Annotated in this window: 19 protein-coding genes; 16 read left to right on the plus strand and 3 right to left on the minus strand. The window is 70.9% G+C overall.

Translation table 11 applies throughout. The features are described 5' to 3' along the window. Nucleotides 1-94: 94 nt before the first annotated feature. The 4 genes from EL245_RS09695 to EL245_RS09710 all read left to right on the plus strand — a co-directional run bounded on the left by EL245_RS09695 (nt 95) and on the right by EL245_RS09710 (nt 3,231). Entirely contained in the window at nt 95-1,129 is a 1,035-nt protein-coding gene (locus tag EL245_RS09695; RefSeq protein WP_126382949.1) for a sugar phosphate isomerase/epimerase family protein, read from the plus strand. Between the two features lie 10 nt (nt 1,130-1,139). Further along, nucleotides 1,140-1,532: a C-glycoside deglycosidase beta subunit domain-containing protein gene (locus tag EL245_RS09700; protein WP_126382950.1), complete on the plus strand. Its 393-nt coding sequence runs from the start codon at nt 1,140-1,142 to the stop codon at nt 1,530-1,532. A 265-nt stretch (nt 1,533-1,797) separates the two neighbouring features. Continuing rightward, nucleotides 1,798-2,829 carry a sugar phosphate isomerase/epimerase family protein gene (locus tag EL245_RS09705; protein ID WP_161512787.1) on the plus strand — a complete coding sequence of 344 codons (1,032 nt, stop codon included), beginning with the start codon at nt 1,798-1,800 and terminating at the stop codon, nt 2,827-2,829. A 9-nt stretch (nt 2,830-2,838) separates the two neighbouring features. Next, nucleotides 2,839-3,231, plus strand: a complete 393-nt coding sequence (locus tag EL245_RS09710; protein ID WP_126382952.1) for a C-glycoside deglycosidase beta subunit domain-containing protein — start codon at nt 2,839-2,841, stop codon at nt 3,229-3,231. 97 nt (nt 3,232-3,328) lie between these two features. Here the strand turns inward: EL245_RS09710 and EL245_RS09715 are convergent, their stop codons facing one another. Beyond that, nucleotides 3,329-4,666: an ROK family protein gene (locus EL245_RS09715; RefSeq protein WP_126382953.1), complete on the minus strand. Its 1,338-nt coding sequence runs from the start codon at nt 4,664-4,666 to the stop codon at nt 3,329-3,331. 249 nt (nt 4,667-4,915) lie between these two features. Here EL245_RS09715 and EL245_RS09720 point away from each other — a divergent pair, with 249 nt between their 5' ends. The 11 genes from EL245_RS09720 (at nt 4,916) to EL245_RS09770 (ending at nt 19,785) form a co-directional block, all read left to right on the plus strand. Next, nucleotides 4,916-6,352, plus strand: coding sequence for an MFS transporter (locus EL245_RS09720; protein ID WP_164719467.1), 1,437 nt, complete (start codon nt 4,916-4,918; stop codon nt 6,350-6,352). A gap of 197 nt (nt 6,353-6,549) precedes the next feature. Beyond that, nucleotides 6,550-8,802, plus strand: a complete 2,253-nt coding sequence (locus tag EL245_RS09725) for a glycoside hydrolase family 3 N-terminal domain-containing protein (protein ID WP_197719404.1) — start codon at nt 6,550-6,552, stop codon at nt 8,800-8,802. A gap of 42 nt (nt 8,803-8,844) precedes the next feature. Continuing rightward, nucleotides 8,845-9,903 carry an alpha/beta hydrolase gene (locus EL245_RS09730; RefSeq protein WP_126382955.1) on the plus strand — a complete coding sequence of 353 codons (1,059 nt, stop codon included), beginning with the start codon at nt 8,845-8,847 and terminating at the stop codon, nt 9,901-9,903. Nucleotides 9,904-9,917: 14 nt separating this feature from the next. Beyond that, complete coding sequence (locus tag EL245_RS09735) at nt 9,918-11,495, plus strand: family 43 glycosylhydrolase (RefSeq protein WP_126382956.1); 1,578 nt, start codon at nt 9,918-9,920, stop codon at nt 11,493-11,495. Beyond that, nucleotides 11,492-14,389: a glycosyl hydrolase gene (locus EL245_RS09740; protein ID WP_126382957.1), complete on the plus strand. Its 2,898-nt coding sequence runs from the start codon at nt 11,492-11,494 to the stop codon at nt 14,387-14,389. The genes EL245_RS09735 and EL245_RS09740 overlap by 4 nt, the downstream gene beginning before the upstream one ends. Nucleotides 14,390-14,666: 277 nt before the next feature. Beyond that, complete coding sequence (locus tag EL245_RS09745; RefSeq protein ID WP_126382958.1) at nt 14,667-15,227, plus strand: RDD family protein; 561 nt, start codon at nt 14,667-14,669, stop codon at nt 15,225-15,227. 281 nt (nt 15,228-15,508) lie between these two features. Next, entirely contained in the window at nt 15,509-16,633 is a 1,125-nt protein-coding gene (locus tag EL245_RS09750) for a Gfo/Idh/MocA family protein (protein ID WP_126382959.1), read from the plus strand. Between the two features lie 215 nt (nt 16,634-16,848). After that, entirely contained in the window at nt 16,849-17,868 is a 1,020-nt protein-coding gene (locus tag EL245_RS09755; protein ID WP_126382960.1) for a sugar phosphate isomerase/epimerase family protein, read from the plus strand. Between the two features lie 3 nt (nt 17,869-17,871). Next, entirely contained in the window at nt 17,872-18,264 is a 393-nt protein-coding gene (locus tag EL245_RS09760) for a C-glycoside deglycosidase beta subunit domain-containing protein (RefSeq protein ID WP_126382961.1), read from the plus strand. A 92-nt stretch (nt 18,265-18,356) separates the two neighbouring features. After that, nucleotides 18,357-18,770: a C-glycoside deglycosidase beta subunit domain-containing protein gene (locus EL245_RS09765; RefSeq protein WP_126382962.1), complete on the plus strand. Its 414-nt coding sequence runs from the start codon at nt 18,357-18,359 to the stop codon at nt 18,768-18,770. A 13-nt stretch (nt 18,771-18,783) separates the two neighbouring features. Continuing rightward, entirely contained in the window at nt 18,784-19,785 is a 1,002-nt protein-coding gene (locus EL245_RS09770; RefSeq protein ID WP_126382963.1) for a sugar phosphate isomerase/epimerase family protein, read from the plus strand. 121 nt (nt 19,786-19,906) lie between these two features. Here the strand turns inward: EL245_RS09770 and EL245_RS09775 are convergent, their stop codons facing one another. Then, nucleotides 19,907-22,228 (minus strand): prolyl oligopeptidase family serine peptidase, encoded by a 2,322-nt coding sequence (locus tag EL245_RS09775; protein ID WP_126382964.1) that lies wholly within the window; start codon nt 22,226-22,228, stop codon nt 19,907-19,909. Between the two features lie 678 nt (nt 22,229-22,906). Here EL245_RS09775 and EL245_RS09780 point away from each other — a divergent pair. After that, nucleotides 22,907-23,653 carry a formylglycine-generating enzyme family protein gene (locus tag EL245_RS09780; protein ID WP_126382965.1) on the plus strand — a complete coding sequence of 249 codons (747 nt, stop codon included), beginning with the start codon at nt 22,907-22,909 and terminating at the stop codon, nt 23,651-23,653. Between the two features lie 92 nt (nt 23,654-23,745). Here EL245_RS09780 and EL245_RS09785 read toward each other — a convergent pair whose 3' ends face one another. Continuing rightward, complete coding sequence (locus tag EL245_RS09785; protein WP_126382966.1) at nt 23,746-25,449, minus strand: GMC oxidoreductase; 1,704 nt, start codon at nt 25,447-25,449, stop codon at nt 23,746-23,748. Nucleotides 25,450-25,512: the final 63 nt, after the last annotated feature.

Genomic DNA, 25,512 nt, shown 5'->3' on the forward strand with positions numbered 1-25,512 from the left:
CCCCGGAACTGTGCGGTCCGCCGTGCTCGCAGTTCCGCGCGCCCCGGCCCGACCGCCTTCCTTCCGGTGCAGAGAAGAAAGGACGGATCCCCACATGACTCTCAAGCGTGGAGTGAGCCTGTACTCCCTCCAGGACGCCTACGGCCGCGGCGGTCTCGGGCTCGAGGGCTGTGTGGAGCTGGTGGAGCGCATGGGCGCTCAGGGCATCGAGCTCCTCAGCGACCAGATGCTCGAGGGCGCCCAGAACGCCACCGACGAGACCATTGACGAGTTCAACGCGATCATGGAGCGACACCCGCTCGAACGCGTCGCCAACGACATCTTCATCAACTCCTCCCTCTACCGGAACCGGTGGCTGACGACCGAGGAGCAGGCCGAGTCCCTCAAGGCGGACCTGCGGCTGGCATCCCGCCTCGGCTTCTCCCTCATCCGTCTCGTGTCGCGCACCGATCCGGCGGTCGTGCCGCTGGCTCTGCCGCTGGCCGAGCAGCTCGGCATCACGATGGCGGTCGAGGTCCACGCGGGCATGAGCTTCGACCACCCCGGGACCGCCGCGTGGATCGCCCAGATGAAGGAGCTCGACAACCCGCACGTGGGACTCGTCGTCGACTTCGGCATCTACTGCCGGAGCTACCCCGAGGTCGCGACGAGCTACTTCAGGGCGCAAGGGCTGAGCGAGGACGTCGTGTCGTACATCGCGGACATCTACGCCTCCGGCTCCGACGGACGCCAGGCCTTCCCCCGCTCCAAGCACGTCCAGGACCAGGACCGCTATGAGTTCCCCGAGGAGCTGAGCCGCCTGTTCAGGTCCCCGGTGGACGAGGTCTACGCGACCAACGCCTCGGGTTACGAGAACACGAGCCTCGACACCCTCGACGAGTACCTGCCGTGGATCACGTCCTTCCACACCAAGTTCTGGCAGATGGTCCCCGACGGGCGAGGCGGCTACGAGGAGGCCTCCATCGACTACCCGGCGATCATCGAGCGCCTCAAGCGGCTTGGCTTCGACGGCTACCTCTGCAGCGAGTACGAGGGCCAACGCTTCATCGTCCCCGGAGAGCTCGTCCCCGACGTCGAGCAGCTCACCCGGCACCAGCAGATGCTCGACTCCCTCATCAACGGAAAGTGAGACCCCCACCATGTTCGACGGATACGTCTTCACCCCTGGATCGTTCCGGAGCGTCGTCGAGGACGGCGAGACCATCGGCTTCGAGCTCGACACCCGCATCCCCTACTACCGGGGCATCCCGCTGTCGATGGTCGAGGAGGTCCGCGTCCTCCTCGACGGCGAGGCCGTCCCTGCCGAGGACATCCGCTTCACGGCTGACGGCGGCAAGCACTGGTTCACCCTCGAGGAGATGTGGACCGTCGCGTCGACGCGCTGGGAGTACAAGGACGAGGCGACCGTGCGTGTGCTGCGGGCCGGCGGGCCGCCTGCGGGCGAGCACGAGGTGACGCTCTACATCCGGGTGCGGGTCTCCTACATCCCGGTGCCGATCGGCGGTGAGATGACGCGGACGGTTCCCGTCTGATCGGACGGCGGGACCGAGGACCGGGTGCGGCGCCTCGGTGGTGGCACGCGCGGTGGGTCCTGCCGCACCCTGTCGTCGGGCTTCCTCCCGCACGGTGCAGAAGGTGGCTGGTGGTCCTCGCCTGCCCCGGGCGCCGCGGCCTACGGTTGCACGTGCCCGGGGGGCGCCCCGGGCGATGCGGCTACCGCGTCCGGGCGAGCAGGCCCGGGCGTCTGCCGGCCGCTCCCCTCCAAGGACGGAGGGCTTCCGACGAAGGGACCTGTCCATGGCAATCAAGCAGGGCGTGTCGCTGTACTCGCTCCAAGACGCCTACGGCCGCGGGGGCCTGGGACTTAACGGCGTGCTCGACGTCGCCGTCGCCTCCGGCGCCACGGGTGTCGAGATCCTCTCCGACCAGATGGTGCGCGGCGCCGCCAACGCCACCGACGAGACGATCGACGCCGTCAACGCCTCCCTCGACCGCTCTGGCCTCGAGCGTGTGAGCAACGACATCTTCATCAACTCCTCGCTGTACAAGAACCGCTGGCTCACCATCGAGGAGCAGGCCGAGGCGCTCAGTGCGGACCTGCGCCTGACCAACCGCCTCGGCTTCCACCTCGTGCGCGTCGTCTCCCAGACCGACCCCGCTGTCATCCGCCTGGTCCTGCCGCTCGCCGAGAAGCTCGACGTCGCGCTCGCCGTCGAGGTGCACGCCGGCATGAGCTTCGACCACCCCCTCACGGCCGCCTGGATCGAGGAGATGAAAGCGGTGGGCTCCCCGCTGGTCGGTCTCGTCGTCGACCTCGGCATCTACTGCCAGCGCCACCCGCGCGTGGCCACCCGCTACTTCCAGGAGGAGCTCGGGGTCAACGACGAGGTCGTGAGGTACATCGACGGGATCTTCGAGCAGGGCATCGACCCGCGCCAGTTCTTCCCCCGCAACCCGGACAACCCCGATGAGTACGAGTTCCCCGAGGAGCTCACCCGGCACTTCAAGCACTTCCAGGACCGCTTCTACGCCATGATGTCCACCGGCTACGAGAACACGAGCCTGGACACCCTCAACGAGTACGCCCCCTACATCAAGTCGATCCACGGCAAGTTCTGGGAGGTCACCGACGAGGGCGAGGAGTACTCCATCGACTACGGCCGGGTCTTCGCCCGCCTCAACGAGATCGGCTGGGACGGCTACGTCTGCTCCGAGTACGAGGGTCAGCGCTTCGCCCTGCCGGGGGAGAGGATCGTCGACATCGAGCAGGTCAACCGTCACCAGGACATGATGGCCCGCCACCTGCGCGACGGCCTCGAGGGAGAGTGAGACGAGACCATGTTCGACGGATACATCTTCACTGACAACACGCTGACCAACGTCGAGGTCGACGGCGAGGTCATCGGCTTCGAGATGCGCACGCGGATCCCGTACTACCGGGGAGTCCCGCTGTCCATGGTCCATGACGTCGAGGTGGAGGTCGACGGGGAGCCCGTGCCCCGTGGGGACATCCGCTTCACCGCGGACGATGGTGGGCACTGGTGGACCCTGACCGAGATGGAGACCGTGACCTTCTTCCGCTGGGAGTACGAGGACGAGGCCGTGGTCCGCGTCCTGAGGCCCGGTGGCCTGCCCGCAGGTGAGCACGAGGTGCTGCTGCGCGTCTCAGCCCGCGTCGCCTACATCCCCGTCCCCTTCTCCGGCGAGATGCGTCGGACGGTCACGATCTGATCGGCCCGGTCACGGGCTGAGCGGCGCTGCGGCGGCCCGGGTGGAGCCCGGGCCGCCGCAGCGCCGCTGCTCGGCTCCCGTGCCGGCCTGCCCGGCCTCAGGCGTCCTGACGGCGGTGGGTGATGAGCTCCTCGACCCCGGCAGGCGAGCCGTGCGGAAGCCAGACCTGGAGGACGTGCGGGGACAGGACCCGCTCGGCGGCCAGGCGGTTGGCACCCACGAGGGCGTCGTCGGGGTCACCGATGCGCACCCTGAGCCGCTCGGCGGTCACCGGCAGTACACGCCGACGGATCGACTGACCGACCGTGTGAGCGAACTGCGGCCCGCAGAGCGCGACCGTCCCGCCGAGGACGACCTCGCCGGGGTTGTACGTCGTGATGAGGACGGCGAGGATCCCCGAGAGCCGGTCTGCGGCCTCCGACACGATCCTCACGCACACGCGGTCGCCCTCGGCGACGCCCCGGAAGACGTCGGAGTCGACGATCGTGTCGCGCTCGCTCATGACCTCACGCAGATAGGGCGAGCCTCGCAGCGCGTGCGCCGCTCGGGCCTCGCGCTCGATCGCCGCACCCGAGATGACCGTCTCGAGACAGCCCTGGCGCCCGCATCGGCAGCGCTCGCCGCCGGTCCCGGCGAGCTGGATGTGCGCGATCTCCCCGGAGGCGGCACCCGCGCCCCGGTGGACCTGGCCGTTCGAGACGATCCCCATGCCCAGCCCCAGGCTGATGCGCACGTAGAGGATGTCGCTGGGCGCCCCGACCCGGGACGCCGCGGCGAGAGCGAGGGCGTTGACCTCGTCGTCGACCCAGACGCTCATCGACAGGTGGCGGGCCAGCCTCGTGCGCAGGGGGTAGCTCGTCCACTGCGACGGCGTCCCCGCGCCGGTGACGGGCAGGACGAGCGAGCCGTCGCGAAAGTCCACGGGAACGGGCAGGGAGACCCCCAGGGCCCACGGCCCGGGGAGATCGGGACGGGCGGTGCGCAGCTCTGACAGGAGGGCGGCGGCCCTCGTGAGGACGCGCGACGGCGGCTGGAGGAGTCCCTCCTCCCAGGTGCGCCTCTCGAGCACCTCCCCGCCGAGCGTCATGAGCGCCGCCGTCGACTGCCGGTAGGAGATGACGAGGGCGAGCATCGTCGCCGCCCCGGGGTTGAAGCGCCACATCTCCGGCGCGCGGCCGCCCGTCGAGGCCCCGCGCCCGGCAGGCTCGAGGAGGTTCATCTCGACAGCGGTGCGCAGCCGTCGGTCGACGGCGTTGCGCCCCATCGAGAGGGTCTCGGCGAGGTCGGAGCGCGAGACTCCCTGGGGGAAGCGACGGGCCTGCTCGATGAGGTCGGAGAGCTGGGCGACGTGGACGAAGGACAGGGGGCGGCGAGGGCCTCTCGAGAGGCTGGTGTCCTCATCGGCCTCAGAGCCGACGACGTCATCGGGAGTCACGGATGCGATCCTACCGAGGAACGCCCGAGACCTTCTGCACACGCAGTGCAGAAGGTCTCGGGCGTCGTCTTGTTGCCGAGGTTGGGGGTGCGTTGACTGTCCCCAAGAACAGCACGAGACTACGGGCGGGTCACCGGCGGGTGGTCGCTCCCCGGTCGTGCGTTCCGGGCAATGTCGCCCGAATCTCGCATCACAGAAAGGCCTGTCATGACGACGCTGACGGAGGCACCTGCCAAAAAGGGTGCCCAGGTGCCGATCAAGGAGAAGATCTCCTTCGCCTTCGCCGAGTTCGGTTCCCAGTTCATCTGGACGACCATCGGATCCTTCCTCCTCAAGTACTACACGGACGTCGCCCTCATCCCCGCGGTCGTCGCCGGAAACATCCTCCTCCTGGCTCGTGTCCTCGACGGAGTCCAGGACCTTGGCTTCGGCTACATCGCCGAGCGCACGAGGTCCCGTTGGGGGCGGTTCCGCCCCTACGTCATCTTCGGCGCCCCCGTCGTGTCCATCACGATGATCCTGACCTTCTGGATGCCCTTCAGCGGCAGCGGGGTCAAGGTCGCCTGGGCGGGCATCACCTACGTCCTTCTGTGCTTCGCCTACACCGTGGCCAACATGGCCTACGGCTCGCTCGCCGGAGTCATGACGACGGACTCGGGTGAGCGGGTCACGCTCAACTGGATCCGCTCCCAGGGCTCTACCGTGGCCCAGCTCGTCCTCCAGACGCTCACCCCGTTCCTTCTTCTCGCCTTCGTCGCCTCCGACGCCGCTCGGGAGAAGGGATTCGACGGCCGTTCCTACCTCATCACGATGGCCATCTACGGCGTCGTCGCGCTGCCGATGTTCCTCATCACCGGTTTCAACGTCCGCGAGCGCATCACCATGACCCCCGAGCAGCAGAAGGTCTCCTTCGGCGCGACCGTCAAGGCGGTTGTGTCCAACGGCCAGCTCCTCGTTGTCTTCTTCGTCCTGCTCACCAACCTCATCGGCCTCTTCGGCCGCATCGGTGTGATGTTCTTCTTCTGCGCCGACGTCCTCGGGAACCCGCTCCTCATGGTCCCCGTCATGCTCGCCTTCCAGATCGGTTCCATGGTGGGTCAGTTCGTCTTCCCGCCCTTCGCCCTCAAGCTGGGCAAGCGCAACATGCTCATGGCCTCTGTGCTGCTGAGCGCTGTCTTCCTCTTCGCTATCTTCTTCATCGGTGACTCCATGGGGATGCCCGTTCTCTACGCCCTCCAGTTCTGCTACGGCGCCGCGGGCTTCGCTGCCCCCATCTCCCTGTCCATGGTTCCCGACGCAGTGGACTACTACGAGGACAAGACCGGCATTCGAGCCGACGGCACCTCGTACGCCGCCGTCTCCCTGTCGACGAAGATCGCCAGCGCGGTCGGTGGTGCTATCACCCTGTACATCATCGGGTTCTTCGGCTACGACGGCGCCCTCAAGGTGCAGAGCGCCGAGGCGGTCACGGGCATCAACGTCGCGGCCAACCTCATGCCCGCGATCATGGCGGTCATCGCCTTCATCCCGCTGTTGTTCTGGAAGCTGGACGCGAGGACGATGGAGAAGGTCTCCGCCAGGCTCGAGGTCAAGCGCGCCGCCCAGGCCGAGGCCCTCGCCCAGGGCCTGGATCGCGAGGAGGCTGAGCGCGTCGCCGAGAACGCGGTCGAGGATCTCGACTCCTGACACCAGCCACGGAGCCTGCGCCGGCCAGGGGCGCCGCCACCAGCCCATGACCGACACCTCCTGAGGGGACCAGGAACCTGCCATTGGGACCGTGACCCGCGGGTCGCTCCCGGGTCACGGCCCCAACGCAACCAGCTCACACCGCCCTGCGGCTACGACCGCACCGGAGTCCCCACCCGATCACCGAGGAGCCTGCCGTGACCACCGCCCCCGCCGACCAGCTCACCGACGCCCAGAAGAACCGCATCGAGGAGATCCTCGCCTCCCTGAGCTGGGAGGAAAAGCTCAACCAGGCCCAGATCACCTTCAAGATGAGCCAGGAAGAGTGCCTTGCGGCCGCCCGCGGCGGCATCGGCGCCCTCTTCTGGCCCGGCGACGCCGCCCGGACCAACGCCGTCCAGCGCGCTGCCGTCGAGGAGTCCGCCCACGGCATCCCCCTGCTCATCGGCCTCGACGTCATCCACGGCCAGCGAACCATCTTCCCCACGCCGCTGGCCATGGCCGCGAGCTTCACCACCGCCGTCGCCCGCAGCTGTGCGGAGGTGTCCGCCGCCGAGGCCCGCAGCGGCGGGGTCACCTGGACCTTCTCCCCGATGGTCGACGTCTCCCGCGACCCCAGGTGGGGGCGCGTGGCCGAGGGCTTCGGTGAGGACCCGCTCCTGACCGGTGCCATGGGGGCGGCCATGGTCGCCGGCTACCAGCGCGAGAGGCTCGACGAGCCCGGCACCCTCGTGGCCACCGCCAAGCACTTCATCGGCTACGGGGCCGCAGAGGGCGGACGCGACTACAACACCGTCGACATGTCCGCCCAGCGCCTCCGCTCCGTCTACCTGCCGCCCTTCGCGGACTGCGTCGAGGCCGGCGTCGGCAGCGTCATGGCCTCCTTCAACACCGTCAACGGACGCCCCGTCCACGCCAACCACCGGCTGCTCACCGACCTGCTCAAGAACGAGCTCGGCCTCACCGGCGCCGTCGTCGGCGACGCCTCCGGGGTGGAGAACCTCATCCCCCACGGGGTGGCCGCCGACATGGAGCAGGCCGCCCGCATGTCGCTGGTCGCGGGCCTCGACGTCGAGATGGGCGGGCACCTCCACGACCCCGCGGCCAGGCCCAAGGCCCCCGCCCTCCTGTCCGATGACGACCCCGTCCTGGTGGCCCGCGTCGACGACGCCGTCCGCCGGGTCCTCACCCTCAAGATGGCGCTCGGCCTGTTCGACCACCCCTACGTCGACGAGGCCTCCGAGATCACCTCCCCGGCACCCGAGCTCCTCGCCGCAGCCCGCTCAGCCGCAGAGCTGTGCCCCGTGCTGCTGACCAACGACGGCGCCCTGCCGATCGCGCCCACGACCCGCCGCATCCTGCTGGCCGGCCCCGCCGCGACGAGCACCGACCACCTGGGCGCCTGGGTCCAGCACGTCGCCGCCGCCCCCGAGCGCAGCCTCGCGCAGACCCTCCCCGTCGCCCTCGCAGCGGCCGCCTCGGCGGTGGGCGTCCCGGCCCCGGAGCTCACGGTCCTGGGCGGCCAGGACCCGCTCGGGGTCACCGCCGAGCAGGTCGACGCCGTCGCCTCGGCGGCCGGCGAGGCGGATCTCGTCGTCCTGGCCCTCGAGGAGCCCAGCCAGCTGACCGGCGAGGCGACGAGCCGCGCGGACCTCCGCCTGCCCGGCGGGCAGGAGGCTCTCATCCACGCCGCCGTCGCCACGGGCGCGCCGGTCGTCGTCGTCCTGGTCAACGGCCGGCCGCTCGTCGTCGAGGACTGGATCGAGGAGCCGGCCGCCGTCCTCGAGGCCTGGCACCTCGGCACCCTCGGACCCGAAGTCATCGCCGACATCCTCACCGGCGCCGTCAACCCGTCGGGGCGCCTCCCCATGGGCTGGCCCCGGTCCGTCGGCCAGCTGCCCGCCGCCTACGACGCCCACGAGCGCACGGGCCGCCCGGCCACTGTCGGGGGCACGATGATCCGTCCCGCCTTCGACATGGGCCTGGACGGCCCGGCGAACCTCCAGGAGTTCTTCACCTCCAAGTACCGCGACCTCGAGCTCGGGCCCCGCTTCCGCCTCGGGCACGGGCTATCGTACTCGACCTTTTCCTACCGCGATGCCTCCCTGTCCCGCTCGGAGATCTCCGCGGCCGAGCTCGCCGACGGCGCCGGGGTCGAGGTCCGTGTCACGGTCGCCCATGAGGCCGGCCCCAAGGGGGAGGAGGTCGTCCTGCTCTTCGTCCGCGACGTCGTCGCCTCCCTGGCCCCCGCCGTCCGCCGCATGGCGGGCTTCCGCCGGGTCGCGGTCCCCGCAGGTGGCGAGGCCGCCGTCTCGCTCAGGCTCACCGAACGCAGCCTCGCCCTGTGGGACGACGACGGCGCCGGCTGGCGCGTTGAGCCGGGCGAGTTCGAGATCCGCCTCGGTCCCGACCCGCAGGCGGAACCGCTGCGTCTCACCGTCACCCGGTGAACGAGCAACCCACCCCAGGATCCGAGCAGAGAGGCTCATCCCATGACCACCGCCCCCCGCACCTCCCGCAGCAACGGCACCACTCTCGACGGCGCCCCCGTTGTCCCCGCCGCCGGTCCCGAGAAGGTCGGGCACCTGGCCGGACCGCACGCCGAGCGGCTCCACCACCTCGAGGGAATGGGGCCTCGCGGCCCGCAGTGGGGCGAGGCGGAGCACGCACGCCTCGCCCTCTTCGACGCTCCCGTCGAGCCCGTCGGCCTGCCCGAGGTCGAGCGTCGCGACGCCGTTGCCCCCGGGCCGCACGGGGAGGTGCCCGTCCGCGTCTACACCCCCGCCGCGCTCGCCGCGCCCGACGAGGAGGGCCGCCGTCCCGCCGTCGTCTGGATCCACGGCGGCGCCTTCATCGGCGGCGACCTCGACATGCCCGAGGCCGACCACACCGCTGCCCGGCTCGCCGACCTCACCGGCCTGCCCGTCATCTCGGTCGCCTACCGCCTGTGCCTGGACGGCGTCCACCACCCGGTGCCCCACGACGACTGCTACGCCGCCTACCGGTGGGTCCGCGACGGCGGCCACGGGCTGCCCGCCGATCCCGGCCGCGTCCTCGTGGGAGGCGGCAGCGCCGGCGCGTGCCTGGCCGCATCCGTCGGCCTGCACGGCCGGGACGTCGGCCAGGCGCCCGCCGGCGTCTTCCTCGCCTACCCGATCGCCCACTACCCGCGGCCCCGCGCCGTCGCCGAGCTGTCCACCGCCCTGGCCTTACTCCCCCCGGCCCTGTCGGACAGCCCCGAGGGCGACAACTGGCTCATGGGGAACCTCCTGGGACCCTCCATGCTCGACATCGATCACCCCGGCTACGCGCTGCCGGGCATGGCGGATGACCTGTCCGGGTTCCCGCGGGTCTTCATCGAGAACTGCGAGCTCGACGGCCTGCGGGCTTCCGGGGAACGGCTCGGAGCCCAGCTGGCGCAGGCCGGCGTCGACGTCGAGCAGCACACCGTCCCCGGCGAGCTCCACGGGCACCTCAACGTCCCCGGCCTGCCGTCCTCGATCCGGACCTGCGAGCACTTCGCCTCCTTCATCGCTGACATCATCCGCTGAGAGGACCCACCGCCATGAGCACCGCACCCACCGCCTCTGAGGCTGCCGCCCCCGCCTGGGGCCGCGGCACCGAGAACCAGCGCCGCGCCAACCTCGGCGACGGCACCTACCGCAACCCCGTCCTCGGCGGGGACTACCCGGACCCGACCGTCCTGCGCGTCGGGGACCGCTACTACCTGACCTTCTCCTCCTTCGAGTCGAGCCCGGCGATCGTCCTGCTCCGCTCAGACAACCTCGTCGACTGGGAGCCGGTCGGCCCGGTCTGCCCCGAGCCCTGGGGCTCCGTCTTCGCCATGGACCTCGTAGAGCACGACGACCGGTACTTCCTCTACATCCCCTTCATGCCGACCTCCTGGTCCCGCGTCACCGAGCCGACGATCGCCGTCATGTGGGCCGAGGACATCGAGGGCGAGTGGAGCGGCCCCATCGACCTCGGCATCCGCGGCTACATCGACCCCGGCCACGCCGTCGGCGAGGACGGCCGGCGCTACCTCTTCCTCAACGGCGTCGACCGCGTCCGCCTCACCGACGGCGGGCTGGCCACCGACGGGCCCGTCGAGCACGTCTACGACGGCTGGCACTACCCCGAGGACTGGGTAGTCGAGGCCTACTCCCTTGAGGGCCCCAAGCACGTCGAGCGCGGCGGCTGGCACTACCTCGTGTCCGCCGTCGGCGGGACCGCCGGCCCGGCTACGGGGCACATGATCATCGTCGCCCGTTCCCGCAGCATCGACGGCCCCTGGGAGAACATGCCGGGCAACCCCCTCCTGCGCTGTACCGACCCCGCCCAGCCCTGGTGGTCCCGTGGCCACGGCACCCTCCTGGAGGGGCCCGGCGGGCAGTGGTACGTCATCTACCACGCCTACGAGAAGGGAGCCCAAGGCCTGGGCCGCCAGGTCCTCCTTGAGCCCGTCGACTGGACCGAGGACGGTTGGCCGGTGGCCCGCGGCGGCGAGCTCTCCGAGCCGCTACCGCTTCCCGGCGGCGGTACCGCCCGACGCCCCCACGGCCTGGCGCTGTCCGACGACTTCGCCGCACCCTGCTGGGGCCTGCGCTGGACCTTCGACCAGCCGGCCGCCGACGAGACCGACCGCGCCGACTTCTCCGGACAGGGTCTCGTTCTCTCCGGCAAGGGGGACGGCCCGGCCACCTCCTCACCGATGACCGTGCGCGCCCCCGACCGCTCCTACCGCGTCGAGGCGGGCATCGAGCTGCTCGACGGCGCAGCCTGCACCGCGGGCCTCCTCCTCTTCTTCAACCACCGACTCTTCCTCGGCCTCGAGCTGCGCGAGGGCGCCCTCCAGGCCTGGACCGGCGGCACCCGCACCTGGAGCCTCGAGATGCTGCCCGACGGCACCCGCCACCTCGAGCTCGCCATCGACAAGCGCGAGGGCGTCGTCGACATGCACTACCGGGTTCCCGGCGCCCCGTCCTGGACGCACTACCCGCTCACCCTCGAGTGCTCCGGCTACCACGCCAACACCGTCAACGACCTCGTCTCCCTGCGCCCAGCGGTCTTCGCCGCCGGGGACGGGCGAGCCCGCATCACCGACTTCCGGTACGAGGCGCTCGTCGAGGAGCCTCAGGCGTGACCACGGAGCAGGACCTGCGGACCCCCGCCACCCGGCGCTCCCTGACCGCCGAGCGCCTCACCCACCCGACCCGCGACGACCGGCCCGGCATCCGCTGGTGGTGGCAGGCCCCTGTCCCGGTGGGGGAGCTCCTTGAGGAGCTGGGCGCCATCCGCGACGCCGGCTTCGGCGAGGTCGAGATCGCCTTCTCCCCGGGCTTCTGGGCCGACGAGCCGCAGCGCGAGGCGCTCGCGGCCGTCCTCGACGAGGCAGCGGGCCTCGACATCGGCGTCGCCATGACCCTCGGCGCCGCCTGGCCGCTCCAGACGCCCACCACGACCCGCGGCACCCCGTACGCGGCCCAGGAGCTCCAGTACGGCGTCGCCTGGGTCCACGGCGAAGGGGCCCTGAGGACCACGCCGCTTCCTCGTGCCTTCGACGACCCCGGCGGCGAGCGCGGCGGGCGCCTCGTCGCCGTCGTCGCCGCCCGGGTCGTCAGCCGCGGCACCGAGCCCCGCGTCGTGCCCAGCCGCAACCCGTGGGGCAGTCCGACGATGATCGTGGAGCCCACGCGCTCCACCCTCCTCGACCAGGACTCCCTCACCGTCCTCACCGGCGCCGTGGAGGGGGACGGCCCCGGAGCCGTCGTCTCCTGGGTCCCGGGCGATGGCAGCTGGGCCCTCATGGCCTTCTGGAGCCGCGACAGCGAGCAGGGCGTGACGAGCTTCCTCGACGCCGGCGCCGCCCGCCAGGCCCTGGCCTACCTTGACGAGCACCAGCTCGGCGTCGCCGCCCTCGACGCGGAGGGGTCCACGGCCACCGAGCTCTTCGAGGACTCCCTCGAGCTCAACGCCGACTGCCTCTTCTGGTCCCCGACCATGCTCGATCGCTTCCGCGCCCACCTCGGCTACGAGCTCACCGCCTACCTGCCCTTCCTCATCGCCCACGGCCGGTGCCGCTACTGGGTGCCCGAGGAGCCCCCGCGCCCCGACTTCGACTCGGCCACCGCCGACGGAGCGCTCACGGACCTCGGCCGTCGTCTGCGCGCGGACTACGACCGGCTCGTCACCGACCTCTACGTCTCCGACCACCTCGCGCTCATCCAGGACTGGGCCGTCGGTCACGGCGTGCGCCACAAGGCCCAGGCCGCCTACGGGCAGAACCTCGAGCCGGTGCGGTCCTTCCGCGAGCTCGTCCGCTGCGGCGGTCGCGCCGAGGTCGAGTCCCTCAACTCCGGTGACCGGGTCCCCATGGGTTCGGAGGGACCCACGTGGCGCTTCTCCGTCGACTGGCAGCGCAGCGCGGTCGGTGGCGCCCACCAGGGCGGGGCCGTGCGGATCTCCACCGAGCTCGGTGCCCAGATGGACAAGTGCCTCGACTTCTCCCTGCCCGACTACCGGCGCATGCTCGACAAGGAGTGGGCGCTGGGCGTCACCAAGCCCTTCGTCCACGGCTTCGCGGCCCAGCCCGCCGACGCCCCCTGGCCGACGCTGGGGCGCTTCGGCACGATCGTCTCGGAGTCCTGGAACCACCGCCGCTTCCCGCAGTGGGCTCACTGGCGCCCGCTCACCGACTACTGGGCGCGCGGCACCGCGGTGCTCGAGACCGGCGTCCCGCGCTGCGACGTCGCCGTCTACCGCGACGGCTTCCTCACGACAGCGGCACGTGGGAGCGCCGCCGACGACGCCACCGCCCCCGACCGGCTCATCGACGCCGAGCCCCTGGAGCACGCCGGCTACGGCGTCCAGATCCTCGACCCCGTGGGCCTGGCCGAGGACGGCGTCATCGGGCGCGACGCGACCGGCGCCACCGTCCTGTTCCCCGACGGCCCCGCCTATCGGGCGCTCGCGCTGGAGTCGGCCTCACTGACCCCCGGTGCCGCCCGTGCCCTGGCTCGCGCCGCCGAGGCGGGCCTGGCGCTCGTCGTCGTCGGGACCCCGCCCGCCCGCGACACAGGGTGGGGCGGGGCCGAGCGCTCCGAGGCGGTCGCTGCCGACGTCGCCAAGGCGCTGGTCGGGGCCCGCACTGCCCACGTCGCCGGCTGGGACGAGGTGCCCGGCGCGCTTGCCGGCCTCGGTGTGCGGCCCCGGGCCGGCTGGTCCGGTCCGGTCCTGCTCAGCCAGGTCCGCGACACCGACGAGGGCCGCATCGTGCTCGTCTACAACCCCTCGGGCCTGCGCGGCGAGCGGGTCGAGCTCGATGTGGAGGGCGAGGGGGCCGTCGAGGTCCTCGACCTCGACACAGGCGTGGCGGCGCGGCTGACGGACCGATCAACGGTCTCCGCCTCGGGGCGCACCCGGGTGCCGGTGCACCTCGAGCCCCTCGGCCTCGTCATCCTGAGGCTGTACGACGGGTCCTGGGCCCGAGGACCGCGGGAGACGACGAGCTGCGTGCGGGTGGCGGGTGCCGTCGTCGGCGATCCACGGCCGGAGCCGACCGGGGAGGCCGGAGAGCTCGAACTGGAGTGGACGGGTCTGAGCGTGCTCTCGGAGGAGCCCGGCGGAGCCCGCCTCATCGAGCTGCCCGCCCAGGGTCCCGGCGACTGGCGGGGAATCCCCGGGCTCGAGCACGTCTCGGGAACCGGCGTCTACCGGGCCCGCGTCCGAGGGGGCCCTGGAGCCGGGGAACTCAGTGGCTCCGTGCTCGATCTCGGGCAGGTGGGGGGAACTGTCGCGGTCCGCGTCGCCGGGAGCGAGGTCGGCGTCCTCACCCGGGGCCGCGGGACGGTGGCGGTCGGAAAGGCCCTGGCGGGGCTCGTGGCCCGCGGCGCGGAGCCCGAGCTCGAGATCGAGGTCCGCACGACCCTGCGCAACGCGGCCATTGAGGCCGGCGTGTACATGGAGGGCCCGTGGGCCGTCGAGCACCCGACCGTCCCCCACGGCCTTGTGGGCCCGGTGCGGCTGCTGGCCGGCTGAGGCACGCAGTGGTCGGCGGCCCGACCCCACAGCCGGCACCAGGCCTCAATGTCCCCGCCCCGCGCCGCACCCCAGCGGGCAACCGGTCCTGATCTCGTGTGGAAAGGGTGTGCGACCCGAGGGATATGACCTGAGGACGTCCGGCGCCCCAGCGCGGGCCCGACCGTCACAGGTAGACTCGCCGGACACGACATGGCCCTCTCGATCCCGGAGGTGATGGTTCGCCCGTGCGTCGTCTGCCACGCCACGTACGTGGCCCTCGGGCGAGGGCTGGTCGATGAGGACGTCCGAGCCCCACCCCTACCCGGCCCCCGACTCGCTGCGACAGCACGTCGCACGGGTGCTCGGGCAGGACGTCGCCGGGCGGCTGTGCCTGTTCGACGACAACACCCTCTACGTCAACGCCCCGCCCGGACGCGCCTTCCTGGCCTGGCTGGTGGACGCGCTCGTCGTGTGGGGCACGGCCGTGGCCTTGGGAGCCGCCTACCTCCTGTCCTCCTCGGCCCCTGACGCCGGGGTCGGGGCGGTGGTCATCACCGTCGTCCTCGCGCTGGTCCTGCCATTCGTGTACGGATGCTGCTACGCCAACGGCAGGGCGCTGGGCGCGGTTGTCACGGGGACTCGGCTGGTCCGGCTGCGCGACGGCGGCCGCATCGGCTGGGTGAGGGCCGGCGGGGTCATGCTGATCCGCGTGATCCTCCTCCCCCTGGGTCTTGTGCTGGACCTCGTGGGCATGCTCGCCGGCGGCAGTTCTGCGGGTGGCTCGGTCAGGCGGACCAGCATCGACGACCGCGCTACCGAGCAGCTGTGGGCCGCCGGGTTCAGGCGCCTCGGGTGACTCCCGGGCCGACTTGGCTCTGAGGCCTCGCGGCCCGTCCGCTGCGCTTCAGTCTGGTACTGGCGCTTCTGCACCTGCCCGTACGCGATATCCCAGGCCCGTGCTTCGACGTAGTAGGTGTAGCGTTCGCCTACTTGCGCACGGTCGGGGCGTAAGTGCGTGGTGTCGGGCTACTGTTTGGCCCTGACCGCCGGGTTGAATGATGCGCGTCAGGCGGGGGACACGCCGCCGGGACCGGCCAGGGCGGCCGGCGCAGCGTTGGAGAACAGAGGAGTTCTGTCATGGGCGAGAAGGTTCGTATCGGCATCGTTGGTCTGGGGTTCATCGGGACCCAGAAGCACCTGGTGGGTCTGTCCCAGCACCGGGACAGGTGTGAGGTCGTCGCGTTCTGCGACTTCGACATCGAGCGCGCCCAGGCCGGTCGGGCCCAGTGGGGCAACGAGGACGCCTACACCACCACCGACTACATGGAGCTGGTCAACGACCCGAGCATCGACGTCATCCACGTGTGCACGTGGAACGCCAACCACTGCGAGATCACCTGCGCGGCCCTGGAGGCCGGCAAGCACGTCATGGTCGAGAAGCCCATGGCGGTCACGGGCGCCGACGCCCGCACGATGCGCGACACCGCCAAGAGGACGGGCAAGAAGCTGACCGTCGGCTTCCAGTACCGCCAGCGCGAGGAGTACCAGTTCCTCAAGGCGCTGGCTGACGAGGGCAAGTTCGGTGAGATCTACGCTGCCAAGGCCCACGCCACGCGCCGGCGCGGCGTGCCGATCTGGGGGGTGTTCACCGACAAGTCCAAGCAGGGCGGCGGCCCGCTCATCGACCTGGGCGGCCACTCCATCGACGTGGCCCTGTGGCTCATGGACAACTACGAGGTCGCCTCGGTCACCGGCGTGGTCAACTACAAGCTCGGCGACAAGCCGCAGGGCAACATCGGCGGCCAGTGGGACCCGGCGACCTACGAGGTCGAGGACTCCGCCTTCGGGTTCGTCACCTTCAAGAACGGCGCCTCCCTGTTCGTCGAGGCCTCCTGGGCGCTCAACATCAAGGCCGCCCGCGAGGGCTGCATCACGATCTGCGGCACTGAGGCCGGCGCCGAGACCGTCCAGGACCCCAACGGGTCGGCCAACCTCGTCGTCGACGTCAACCTCATCGAGGGCGGCAAGCAGGTCAACACCGGCTTCGGTGAGGGCGGCGCCTACTTCTCCGCCGGCGGCGTGGGCGGAGCTCAGAACGGCTTCGCCTACATGGGCGGGCTCGAGGCCGGCCTGTGGCTCGACGCCGTCATCAACGACACCGAGCCCTACGTCACCGCCGACCAGGCCGTCGTCGTCACCGAGATCCTCGACGCGATCTACACCTCCGCCGCCCAGGGCGGCAAGCCCGTCACCTTCGACTGACAACCAGACACCATCGCCACACCACCGGCCCCAGCGGCCGACGGAGGCAGGGTCCGGCCCCGGAGCCCGGGGCCGGATCACCTGCGCGAGACCCTCGCGCGGAGCGCCACGGCCGTGCGGGCCCAACCGGTCCGGAGCCGGGACGCGCCGAGCGCGACCCGCCGCAGGCGCACTCCCCACCGGCCGATGCCTCGCAGCTCAGAGAGGAGCACCAGATGACCTCGCAGATCAAGCGCGGAGTCAGCCTCTACTCGTACCAGCACGAGTACGCGCACGGACAGTTCACCGTCGAGGACGCGGTCGCCGCCGCCGCCGCGGTGGGGGCCCTGGGCATCGAGACCCTGGGGGAGCAGATGTTCCCCGGGTTCCCCTTCCCCGGCCAGCCCGACCTCCCGGACTCCTTCTACGACCGGTGGAGGGACCTCATGGACGGCTACGGCACGACCCCGACCGTCCACGACATGTTCCTCGACACCAAGCGGTACAAGGACCGCCTCCTCAACCTCGACGAGATGGTCCAGTCCCTCCAGCGGGACATCCGCCACACCGCGCGGCTCGGTGCGAAGGGGATCCGGGTCATCGTCAACACCCCGCCCGAGGTCGTCGAGGCCGCTGCCCCCTACGCTGCCGACCACGGGGTGTGGATGGGCGTCGAGATCCACTCCCCGTACTCCTTCGAGGACGACTGGATCAAGCGCCACCTCGAGGTCGCGGAGCGCGTCGGCTCCGACGTCGTGGGCTGCGTCCCCGACATGGGTATCTTCGTGCACAGGCTTCCGCGCGTCGTCGTCGAGCGAGCCCTGCGCGACGGCGCCGACCCCGAGCTCGTCCAGGAGATCGTCGAGACCTACAACGCCCACGGCGACACCCAGGCGATGTTCGAGCGCGTCGAGAGGATCGAGGGCATCGACCCCTTCACCCTGGGACTGGCCCGCACCGGCGTCCACATGATCGCCCAGCCTGTCGACACCCTGCGGGGTCACGCCGAGCTCATCAGGCACATCCACGCCAAGTTCTACGAGATGCACCCCGTTGAGGGATTCGACTACTGGCACGAGTACTCGATCCCCTACCACGAGATCGTCCCGGTGCTCGAGGAGATCGGCTACGACGGCTACCTCTCGAGCGAGTACGAGGGCAACCGCCACATCGAGGACGCCGAGCCCGTCGACTCCGTCACGCAGGTCGCCCAGCACCAGAAGATGCTCGCCGCGCTCATCGGAGAGGAGAACTGAATCATGTTCGACGAGATGATCATCCGCGAGGGCACGGTCGCGAACCTGACCGCCGTCGACGGCGTCGTCCCCGGCTTCAGCTTCGAGACCCACGTTCCGTACTACCGGGGCCTGGGCCTGTCGATGATCGAGACCCCCGAGGTCACGGTCGACGGCGAGCCCGTCGCCAGCGAGGACCTGCGCTTCAGCTACCGGGGCGTCACCCGCACTTTCGCCGAGCTGGCGGACGTGACCGACGTGCGCTGGGAGCTGGGCACCTTCGCGACCATCACCGTTCTGCGCGAGGGCGGCCTGCCCGCCGGCGAGCACGAGCTCGTCGTCAACCTGCGCCTGCGCGTGTCCTACCTGCCGTTCCTCTCCGAGAACCGCTTGACGCGCACGGTGACGACGTCCTGAGCCGGACGGCGGCGTCCTCGCCGCCAGCGACAACCGCACGCCACCGAACAACCACCACTTCTCCGCATCCTCCCGCCGGAAGGACACCACCCATGCCCACCAAGTTCATGAAGCTCGGCTTCGACGAGCAGGTGCTCCGAAGCCTGACGAACACTGACCACGGCTACGTTCTCGAGGTCCGACTCAACTACTACCGGGGCACGCCGATGTCCGCCATCGAGCGCCTCGAGCTGTCCGTCGACGGCGAGAGAGTCGACGACGAGCGCATCCTGGTCGAGGTCAACGGCACCTTCCTGCGCGTCGCGCAGGTACCCCTGGCCTTCACCGAGTACTGGGGCGTCAAGACCCCGATCCACCTGCACGTCCTGGGCGCCCCCCTGGCGGCCGGCGAGCACGACGTCGACTTCGTGTGCGAGGCCCGCGTCGTCTACATGCAGTTCGCCCCCGGTGTCTTCGGCATGTTCGACGCCTCGGCGACCGCCAACCTGACCGTCTCGCAGAGCTGAGGAGCGCGAAACCATGGCACTGATCAACGGCATCGAGCAGGGCGTGTCCTGCTACAGCTACACCGAGCAGTTCATCAAGAACGATGACTGGACGATCGACACGGTCTTCGAGCACGTCGCCGCGAAGGGCGTCACGAAGGTCGAGCTCGTTGGAGCCCAGACCTTCCAGCACTACCCGACCCCGCGCCCCGAGGAGATCGACGCGGTCCTGGCCGCCTCGGACAAGCACGGCGTCGAGGTCTTCTCCTACGGGGGGTACGTCGACCTCGGCCGCATCACGGGCTACGCGATGAGCCGCGAGGACATCCTGTCCGACATCCGCCTCGACATCATGACCGCCCGCAGGCTCGGCGCCAGGTACCTGCGCGCCACCGGCTTCGGCCCCGACCTGGCTGAGGCCGTCAACGCCATCGGCGAGGAGCACGGCGTCCAGATCGGCTTCGAGATCCACGCCCCGCACACCCCCGCCGACCCCGTGGTCGCCGAGTTCATGCGCGTCATCAAGGACAAGGACCTGAGGAACTTCGGTCTCGTGCCGGACTTCGGGATGTTCATCGAGCGTCCCACAGAGATCGCCATCAACCGCTACGTCGGCCTCGGTGCGAAGCGCGAGACCCTCGACTGGATCATCGACAACCGCCACAACGGGATGACCGAGGAGGAGATGTGGGAGCACGTGCGCACCACCATGAACGGCGGTGAGGGGGAGAAGGTCGCGATCTCCGAGTGGTTCGGCTTCCTGTCCTTCGCACCGGCCGAGCTCGACTCCTTCGCCGCGATGGTCCCCTACGTCACCTACGTGCACGGCAAGTTCTACCACCTCGAGCTCGACGAGGCCGGCAGGGTCTACGAGCCGACGATCCCCTACGAGAAGGCGTTGTCGATCCTCGCCGAGGGCGGGTTCCAGGGCGTCTTCATCACCGAGTACGAGGGCCACGCCTTCTATCTCGACGACGCCGACGAGCAGATCGACCGCCACCTGGCCCTGGGCAGAAGCATCCTGGAGAACCTGTGACAGCTCCGGTCCGGCGGGCGCCCGTGCCCGCCGGACCGGGACGGCGGTCCCGGGCGCCCGGCCCCGGGCGCGACGTGATCTCACGGCGGACCGTCGCCCGGATCGGCCGGCTCGGGGGACCTCAGCGGGTCTCGGCCGAGCCGGTGGCGTGCTTCCAGGCGAAAGCGTGGATGAGGGCCGAGGTCCTCGCCCGCTGGGGGCTCGTCGCGTAGCCGGAGTGCCCGCCCTCGGCGGACTCGACATAGGTGACCTTCTGGCCCAGGCGGGCCAGGCGCCAGGCCATCGTGCGCGCGTGCGCCGGGTGCACGCGGTCGTCCCGCGTCGAGGACAGCAGAAGCACCGGCGGGTAGGTCCGCCCCGGCTCGAGGAGCTCATAGGGCGAGTGCTCGCACATCCACGCCCACTGCGCCTCGTCATCGGGATCCCCGAGCTCCGGGACCCACAAGGGACCCGCCAACAGGTGCGTGTAGCGCCTCAGGTCGAGCAGGGGCGCCTCGAGGACTGCCGCGCCGAGCAGGTCCGGGTGCCGCACGAGGAGCTCGCCGACGAGCAGGCCTCCCGCCGAGGAGCCGTGTACGGCCACCGAGCCCGCGCGGGTGACGCCTCGGTCGACGAGCGACTCGATGACCGCCGTCAGGTCCTCCACGACGAGGTGGCGTCCGGCCCCCAGCGCCACCTGGTGCCAGGCGGGTCCGTACTCGCCGCCGCCTCGCGTGTTCGCCACGACGTAGGTGCCGCCACGCTCCAGCCAGGCCTTGCCGGTCACCGGCTCGTAGCCTGGAGTGAGCGAGACGCCGAAGGCGCCGTAGGCGTGCACGAGCACCGGGCCCAGGGTGCCGTCGGGTCCCGCCGGTCGGCCGATCTCGAAGTAGGGCACGTGGGTACCGTCAGCACTTGTGGCCACGTGCTGGGTGACGACGACGCCGGTCGCGTCGTAGCGGGCCGGCGCCTGGCGCACGACCGCCATGCCCGTCAGCTCGCCCTCGGCGGTGAGTCGGCCCACCGCGAGCGTCGACGGCGTCGTCCACCCGGAGGCGGAGACCCACAGGTAGTCCGACCCGGTCGGGTCGAGGGCGGAGGCGGACACGCTGAGCAGGGGGCGGCCCGGACGTAGCTGGCTGCTGTCGGGCGCGGGCCCGCCCGGAAGGTCCGCAGCGCCCGTGAGGTCGACCCAGTGGTGCGCCCACCCGGCCCCCGCTGGTGAGCCGGGTGCCGGCGGCGTGCACACCTCCAGGCGGCTCGCGACGTCGTCGAGGAGCGTGAGCACGAGGTGGTTGCGGGTCCACGTGGCCGAGGTCAGCGTCGTCGACGGGCTCGGAGCGAAGAGGACCTCGAGATCGCGCCGGCCCGCCAGGTAGTCGGTGAGGTTCGCGCCCAGCAGGGTGCCGGGCGCGTAGGAGCGCCCGTCGACCTCCCAGGGGGCGCGCAGCTCGATGGTGAGCCAGTCGCGGCCGATGCCGGCGCTGGAGGACTCAGGCACGTCCAGGCGGATGGCACCCGTCGGGACGACGTCGCCCTCCGGTGTGGGTGGGGGCAGGGTGGGGTGGGTCTCGCCCGACAGGGCCGCACGGGCGGCCGCGGCGCCGGTCGGGCACACGGCGTCCTCCGGCAGGAGCCAGATGCGCGTGGCGTAGAGGGAGGGCATGGTCGTCAGCCAGGTGCGTCCCCAGGGGTCCCGGACGGCTCCCGCCGCGGCGGAGCCGGGGGCCGCGGTGACGAGGACCTGCGCGTCGTCGACGTCGCTGCCCCGGCTCAGGCGACGGGCCTGGCGGGGGTAGCCGGCGCTCGACAGGGAGCCCGGGCCGAAGTCAGCCGAGACGATGACCGCCTCGCCCTCCTCGTCGCCCCAGGTCAGCGAGCCTTTGGAGGGCTGACGGAGAAAGCCGCCGTCCTCGACGTCGATGAAGCGCCGCTCATCGAGGTCGTACTCGCGGGTGACGCTCGTGTCGGAGCCGCCGTCGGACAGGGTGACCAGCGCCCTCCCACCCGCTCGCGGCCCGGTGGTGAGGACCTTCGCGCCGCCCCACACCAGGGGCCGGTTCCACTCGCCTGCCAGGGCGTCGAGGTCGAGAAGGAGCTCCCACTCGGTGGGCTCGATGGTGCGGTCGGCGCGGAAGGGGGCTCCGCTGACGTAGGACAGCCAGGAGGCTCGTCGCCAGACGCCGCGCGGGTGGTCTGCGTCGGTCCAGAAGCTGTAGAGCATGCCTGCCCGGCTGACGACGGGGGGAAGACGGTCGGGGGCGTCGAGGACCTCGGTGAGCTCCCGGGTCAGGCGGTCGAGATCGGGGGAGGCGTGGCGGGCCCACGCCTCGGCCCTGCGCTCGGCGACCCAGGCCAGAGCCTCGTCCCCGGTGACGTCGTCGAGCCAGGCGGGAGCCTCGGGGAGGCGGGCGCATCCGGCCCTGAGGCGAGTGGGTGGTGCGGCGTTGACGTCCTCGTCCATGCAGGCATCCCAGCACGGTCGGAGCTGATGGAGGACAGACAGGGTCGTCTATGTGCACCGAACGTGCATAACGCGGCGACGGCAAAGGCCGGAGACCTCGGTGTCTCCGGCCTGAACTCGATGCCGTGCCCCGCCCGGTGGCGCGGGCTGGATGCCTGTCCGGGATCGCCTCGGGGGTCCCGGTGACGGTGCTGGTCCGCCTCGGCTCAGTTCTCGTCCTCGTCGGTGGTGCGCTCGATGAGCCTCGCGTTGGCGACCTCGGCGTAGGCGCGGGCGGTGTTGGCGTCGATGGTGCTGTTGAAGAACATGTTGACTCCTTGGTAGGGCGGGTTGGTGCGGCGCAGGCCGGGGACTCGGTCCCCGGATACGCGAATGACGCCCGGTCGGGTGCTCTGCTGAACACCGTCGTCCGTGCGTCGGGTAGAACGCTATCCGACCGCAGTGCCCTCTCGGTGCGCACGGAGTGACGTGATGGTGGACACAGTGCGTCGCTGGTGCGCCGTGGACTGGCGGTGTTCTCGGGAAAGGTCTTGCTCGACATGCGCCTGGAACGGCTTCGAGCTTTTGCGTGCGTCGTTCCGAAGCAGTGTGCGTGGTCACGACGACTCGGAGACGAGTGCCCGGCCGGAGGTGCCGCCCATGCGGGTATCCTGACGGGTGTCTCCTCTCGAACCCACGATGATCCCCGTGCCTTCTGGCTCGATCGTGCTGCGGGATGCCAGGACGCGGACCTCGCGCACGGCGCGGCTGCGGCGGTTCCACCTCGCCTCCACCCCGGTGACGTGGGAACTGTACTCGCGCGTGCTGGGGGCTCCGGTGCCAGACGGCGAGGACGGGAGCGCGCCTGTGCACTCGGTGTCGTGGCTCGAGGCCGTGAGCTGGTGCAACATGCTGTCCGTCGCGACGGGTCGTGCGCCGGCTTACGACGTCAACGACGCCGGGGCGTCATGGGACGTCAGCGCTGACGGCTTCCGGTTGCCGACGGAGGCCGAGTGGGAGCGGGCCTGCCGCGCGGGCTCGACGGGCCCGCGCTACGGCCCGCTTCCTGACATCGCGTGGACGGATGCCGACGCCGTCACGGGCCCGCAGCGCGTCAGACGGGAGCAGCCCAACGCCTTGGGCCTGTACGACATGTTGGGCAACGTGTGGGAGTGGTGCTGGGACTTCTCCGACCCAGCCCGCTACGCCGACTATCGCGTGCTGCGCGGGGGAGGGTGGGCGGACAGGCACTGGAGCGTTCGCGCCTCAGTGCGACGGGGAAGCATGCCGGGGGCCGTGCTCGACGACGTCGGGTTCCGCCTCGCACAGGGGGTCGCGGGCCGGGCCGCCGACCACTCGGGTCAAGGCTGGTCGCGGCAGGCCGATCGGGACCGAGCGGATGTCAGGGGGCCGGTGCCCGTCGGCTGGACGCCGCTGCACGCTTGAGTCGACCTGACGTGACGCGAGCGAGCTGAGGCCCGTTGGGCTTCAGAGTCATCGAAGGCAGGCGGTGGCGCCGCACCTGGAGCGCTACCGCCTCACAGGACGACGTCCTGCGTGGGGCGGGTCAGGTCTCCCGAGGCGTGGGCGCGCGCGATGTAGTCGCAGGCGCGGGCCGTCACCGCCATGATCGTCAGCGCCGGTCCCTCGGTCGAGCCGGTCGGGAAGGAGGCCGCGTCGGTGACGAAGAGGTTGGGCACGTCCCAGGACTGGGCGACCCCGTTGAGCACGCTCGTGGCCGGGTCGTGGCCCATGCGGGCGCCGCCGGCCTCGTGGATGGACACGCCCATGATGAGGCTCATGCGGATCCCGACACGGAACATCGCGCGTTGAACCGGGTTGAAGTCGGGCCACACCTTCGTGGAGTGCACCCCGAAGGTCGAGGCGACGAAGCTCTGGCGGTAGCCGGCGGCCCGCATCATCTCGTTGATGTCCGTGACGGCGGCGTCGACGATCCGCCGGTCGTTGTCATCTGCGCGGCACACGATGTGGGCGGCCGGGATACCCCAGGCGTCCTTGACCCGGCGCGAGACCGACACGTGGTTGGCGTACTGGGGCAGCATCTCGCCACCGGCGCCGAATCCGAACATGGCGGGGGAGTCCTGTGGGACGGGCACGCGGCCGGCCAGGCCCTGGAAGGAGTAGCCGCGCTTGTAGCGCTCGACCTGTCCCTCGAGGTTCTGGTAGCGGGGGATGAGGAACCCGCCGGAGTTGCCGTAGAACGGGTCCGGCTCGCACTGGGACGACGGGCCGAAGTAGCCGGGCCGGCGCGGGTCGTCCCCGAAGCCCAGGGTCATCGACTGCTCCATGAGGTAGCGGCCGACCAGACCGTTGGAGTTGGCCAGGCCGTTGGCGTGGCGTCCGCCGCCGGAGTTGAGCAGGAGGCGGACTGACTCGATGGCCGAGGCGCACAGCATGACGACGTCTCCGGTCACGCGGTGCTCACGCTTCGTAGTGGCGTCGATGAAGACGGTGCCCGTGGCGAGCCCGGTGCGTGAGTCGGTGGTGATGCGAGAGACGACGGCGCCCGTGCGGATCGTGAGGCGCCCGGTGCGACGGGCCTCACGGATCCCCGGGGGAGTGCGGTCGAGGAAGGGGGCCTGAAAGCGCCAGGAGATGACGTGGCGCTCGGGCCACCGGCTCTCGACGACGGACTTGAACTCCTGCTCCATCTCGTTGAGGTGGCCCGGGCCAACGTACCTGCCGGCAGGCGGGTGGGTGACTCCCGGGTCGTCGTCGCCGTAGACGCCCACGAGCTCCTCGACGCGGTCGTAGTAGGGGGCGAGGTCCTTGTACTCGAAGGGCCAGTCGGTGCCGACGCCGTCGAGGGTCGCGGCCTTGAAGTCCGCGTCGCTCATGCGCTGCAGGACCCGCCCGTAGGCGTGCATGCGGCCGCCCAGGAGCCGGGAGCGGATCCACAGGTAGGGGGCGTCGACCGGGTAGGTGTAGGGGTTGGCGAGGTCGTCGACGAGGAAGCGCGAGGAGGAGTCGGAGTAGAAGGAGCGCCGAGCCTGGTTGAACTGGCGGTCCACGAGCATCCTCCTGGCGCGCGTCGTGATGTCCATGCCCATCGGCTTGGGCTTGCCGTGGCGCGGCGGGACGAAGTCCTCCGCGGTGAGCTCCCGGCCCGCCTCGAGCAGGAGGACCTCCATGCCCGCCTCGGTCAGCTCGCGCACGGCCGTCGAGCCCGCGGGGCCCGATCCGATGACGATGGCGTCGAAGCGCCGGTCGATGTTGTCCATGAGCGCTGCTCCCTCCTGGGCCGCGGCTGCGCGGCCTTCGTCCTGCGCGGCCCTGGAACGGGA

The sequence above is a fragment of the Actinomyces howellii genome, assembly GCF_900637165.1.
In the GTDB taxonomy this organism is placed as follows: Bacteria; Actinomycetota; Actinomycetes; order Actinomycetales; family Actinomycetaceae; genus Actinomyces; species Actinomyces howellii.

What these genes read in the sequence shown, in the direction of transcription:
- EL245_RS09695 (WP_126382949.1), top strand. Translation starts at nt 95, where the DNA reads ATGACTCTCAAGCGTGGAGTGAGCCTGTACTCCCTCCAGGACGCCTAC.
- EL245_RS09700 (WP_126382950.1), top strand. Translation starts at nt 1,140, where the DNA reads ATGTTCGACGGATACGTCTTCACCCCTGGATCGTTCCGGAGCGTCGTC.
- EL245_RS09705 (WP_161512787.1), top strand. Translation starts at nt 1,798, where the DNA reads ATGGCAATCAAGCAGGGCGTGTCGCTGTACTCGCTCCAAGACGCCTAC.
- EL245_RS09710 (WP_126382952.1), top strand. Translation starts at nt 2,839, where the DNA reads ATGTTCGACGGATACATCTTCACTGACAACACGCTGACCAACGTCGAG.
- EL245_RS09730 (WP_126382955.1), top strand. Translation starts at nt 8,845, where the DNA reads ATGACCACCGCCCCCCGCACCTCCCGCAGCAACGGCACCACTCTCGAC.
- EL245_RS09735 (WP_126382956.1), top strand. Translation starts at nt 9,918, where the DNA reads ATGAGCACCGCACCCACCGCCTCTGAGGCTGCCGCCCCCGCCTGGGGC.
- EL245_RS09745 (WP_126382958.1), top strand. Translation starts at nt 14,667, where the DNA reads ATGAGGACGTCCGAGCCCCACCCCTACCCGGCCCCCGACTCGCTGCGA.
- EL245_RS09750 (WP_126382959.1), top strand. Translation starts at nt 15,509, where the DNA reads ATGGGCGAGAAGGTTCGTATCGGCATCGTTGGTCTGGGGTTCATCGGG.
- EL245_RS09755 (WP_126382960.1), top strand. Translation starts at nt 16,849, where the DNA reads ATGACCTCGCAGATCAAGCGCGGAGTCAGCCTCTACTCGTACCAGCAC.
- EL245_RS09760 (WP_126382961.1), top strand. Translation starts at nt 17,872, where the DNA reads ATGTTCGACGAGATGATCATCCGCGAGGGCACGGTCGCGAACCTGACC.
- EL245_RS09765 (WP_126382962.1), top strand. Translation starts at nt 18,357, where the DNA reads ATGCCCACCAAGTTCATGAAGCTCGGCTTCGACGAGCAGGTGCTCCGA.
- EL245_RS09770 (WP_126382963.1), top strand. Translation starts at nt 18,784, where the DNA reads ATGGCACTGATCAACGGCATCGAGCAGGGCGTGTCCTGCTACAGCTAC.
- EL245_RS09775 (WP_126382964.1), bottom strand. Translation starts at nt 22,228, where the DNA reads ATGGACGAGGACGTCAACGCCGCACCACCCACTCGCCTCAGGGCCGGA.
- EL245_RS09780 (WP_126382965.1), top strand. Translation starts at nt 22,907, where the DNA reads ATGATCCCCGTGCCTTCTGGCTCGATCGTGCTGCGGGATGCCAGGACG.
- EL245_RS09785 (WP_126382966.1), bottom strand. Translation starts at nt 25,449, where the DNA reads ATGGACAACATCGACCGGCGCTTCGACGCCATCGTCATCGGATCGGGC.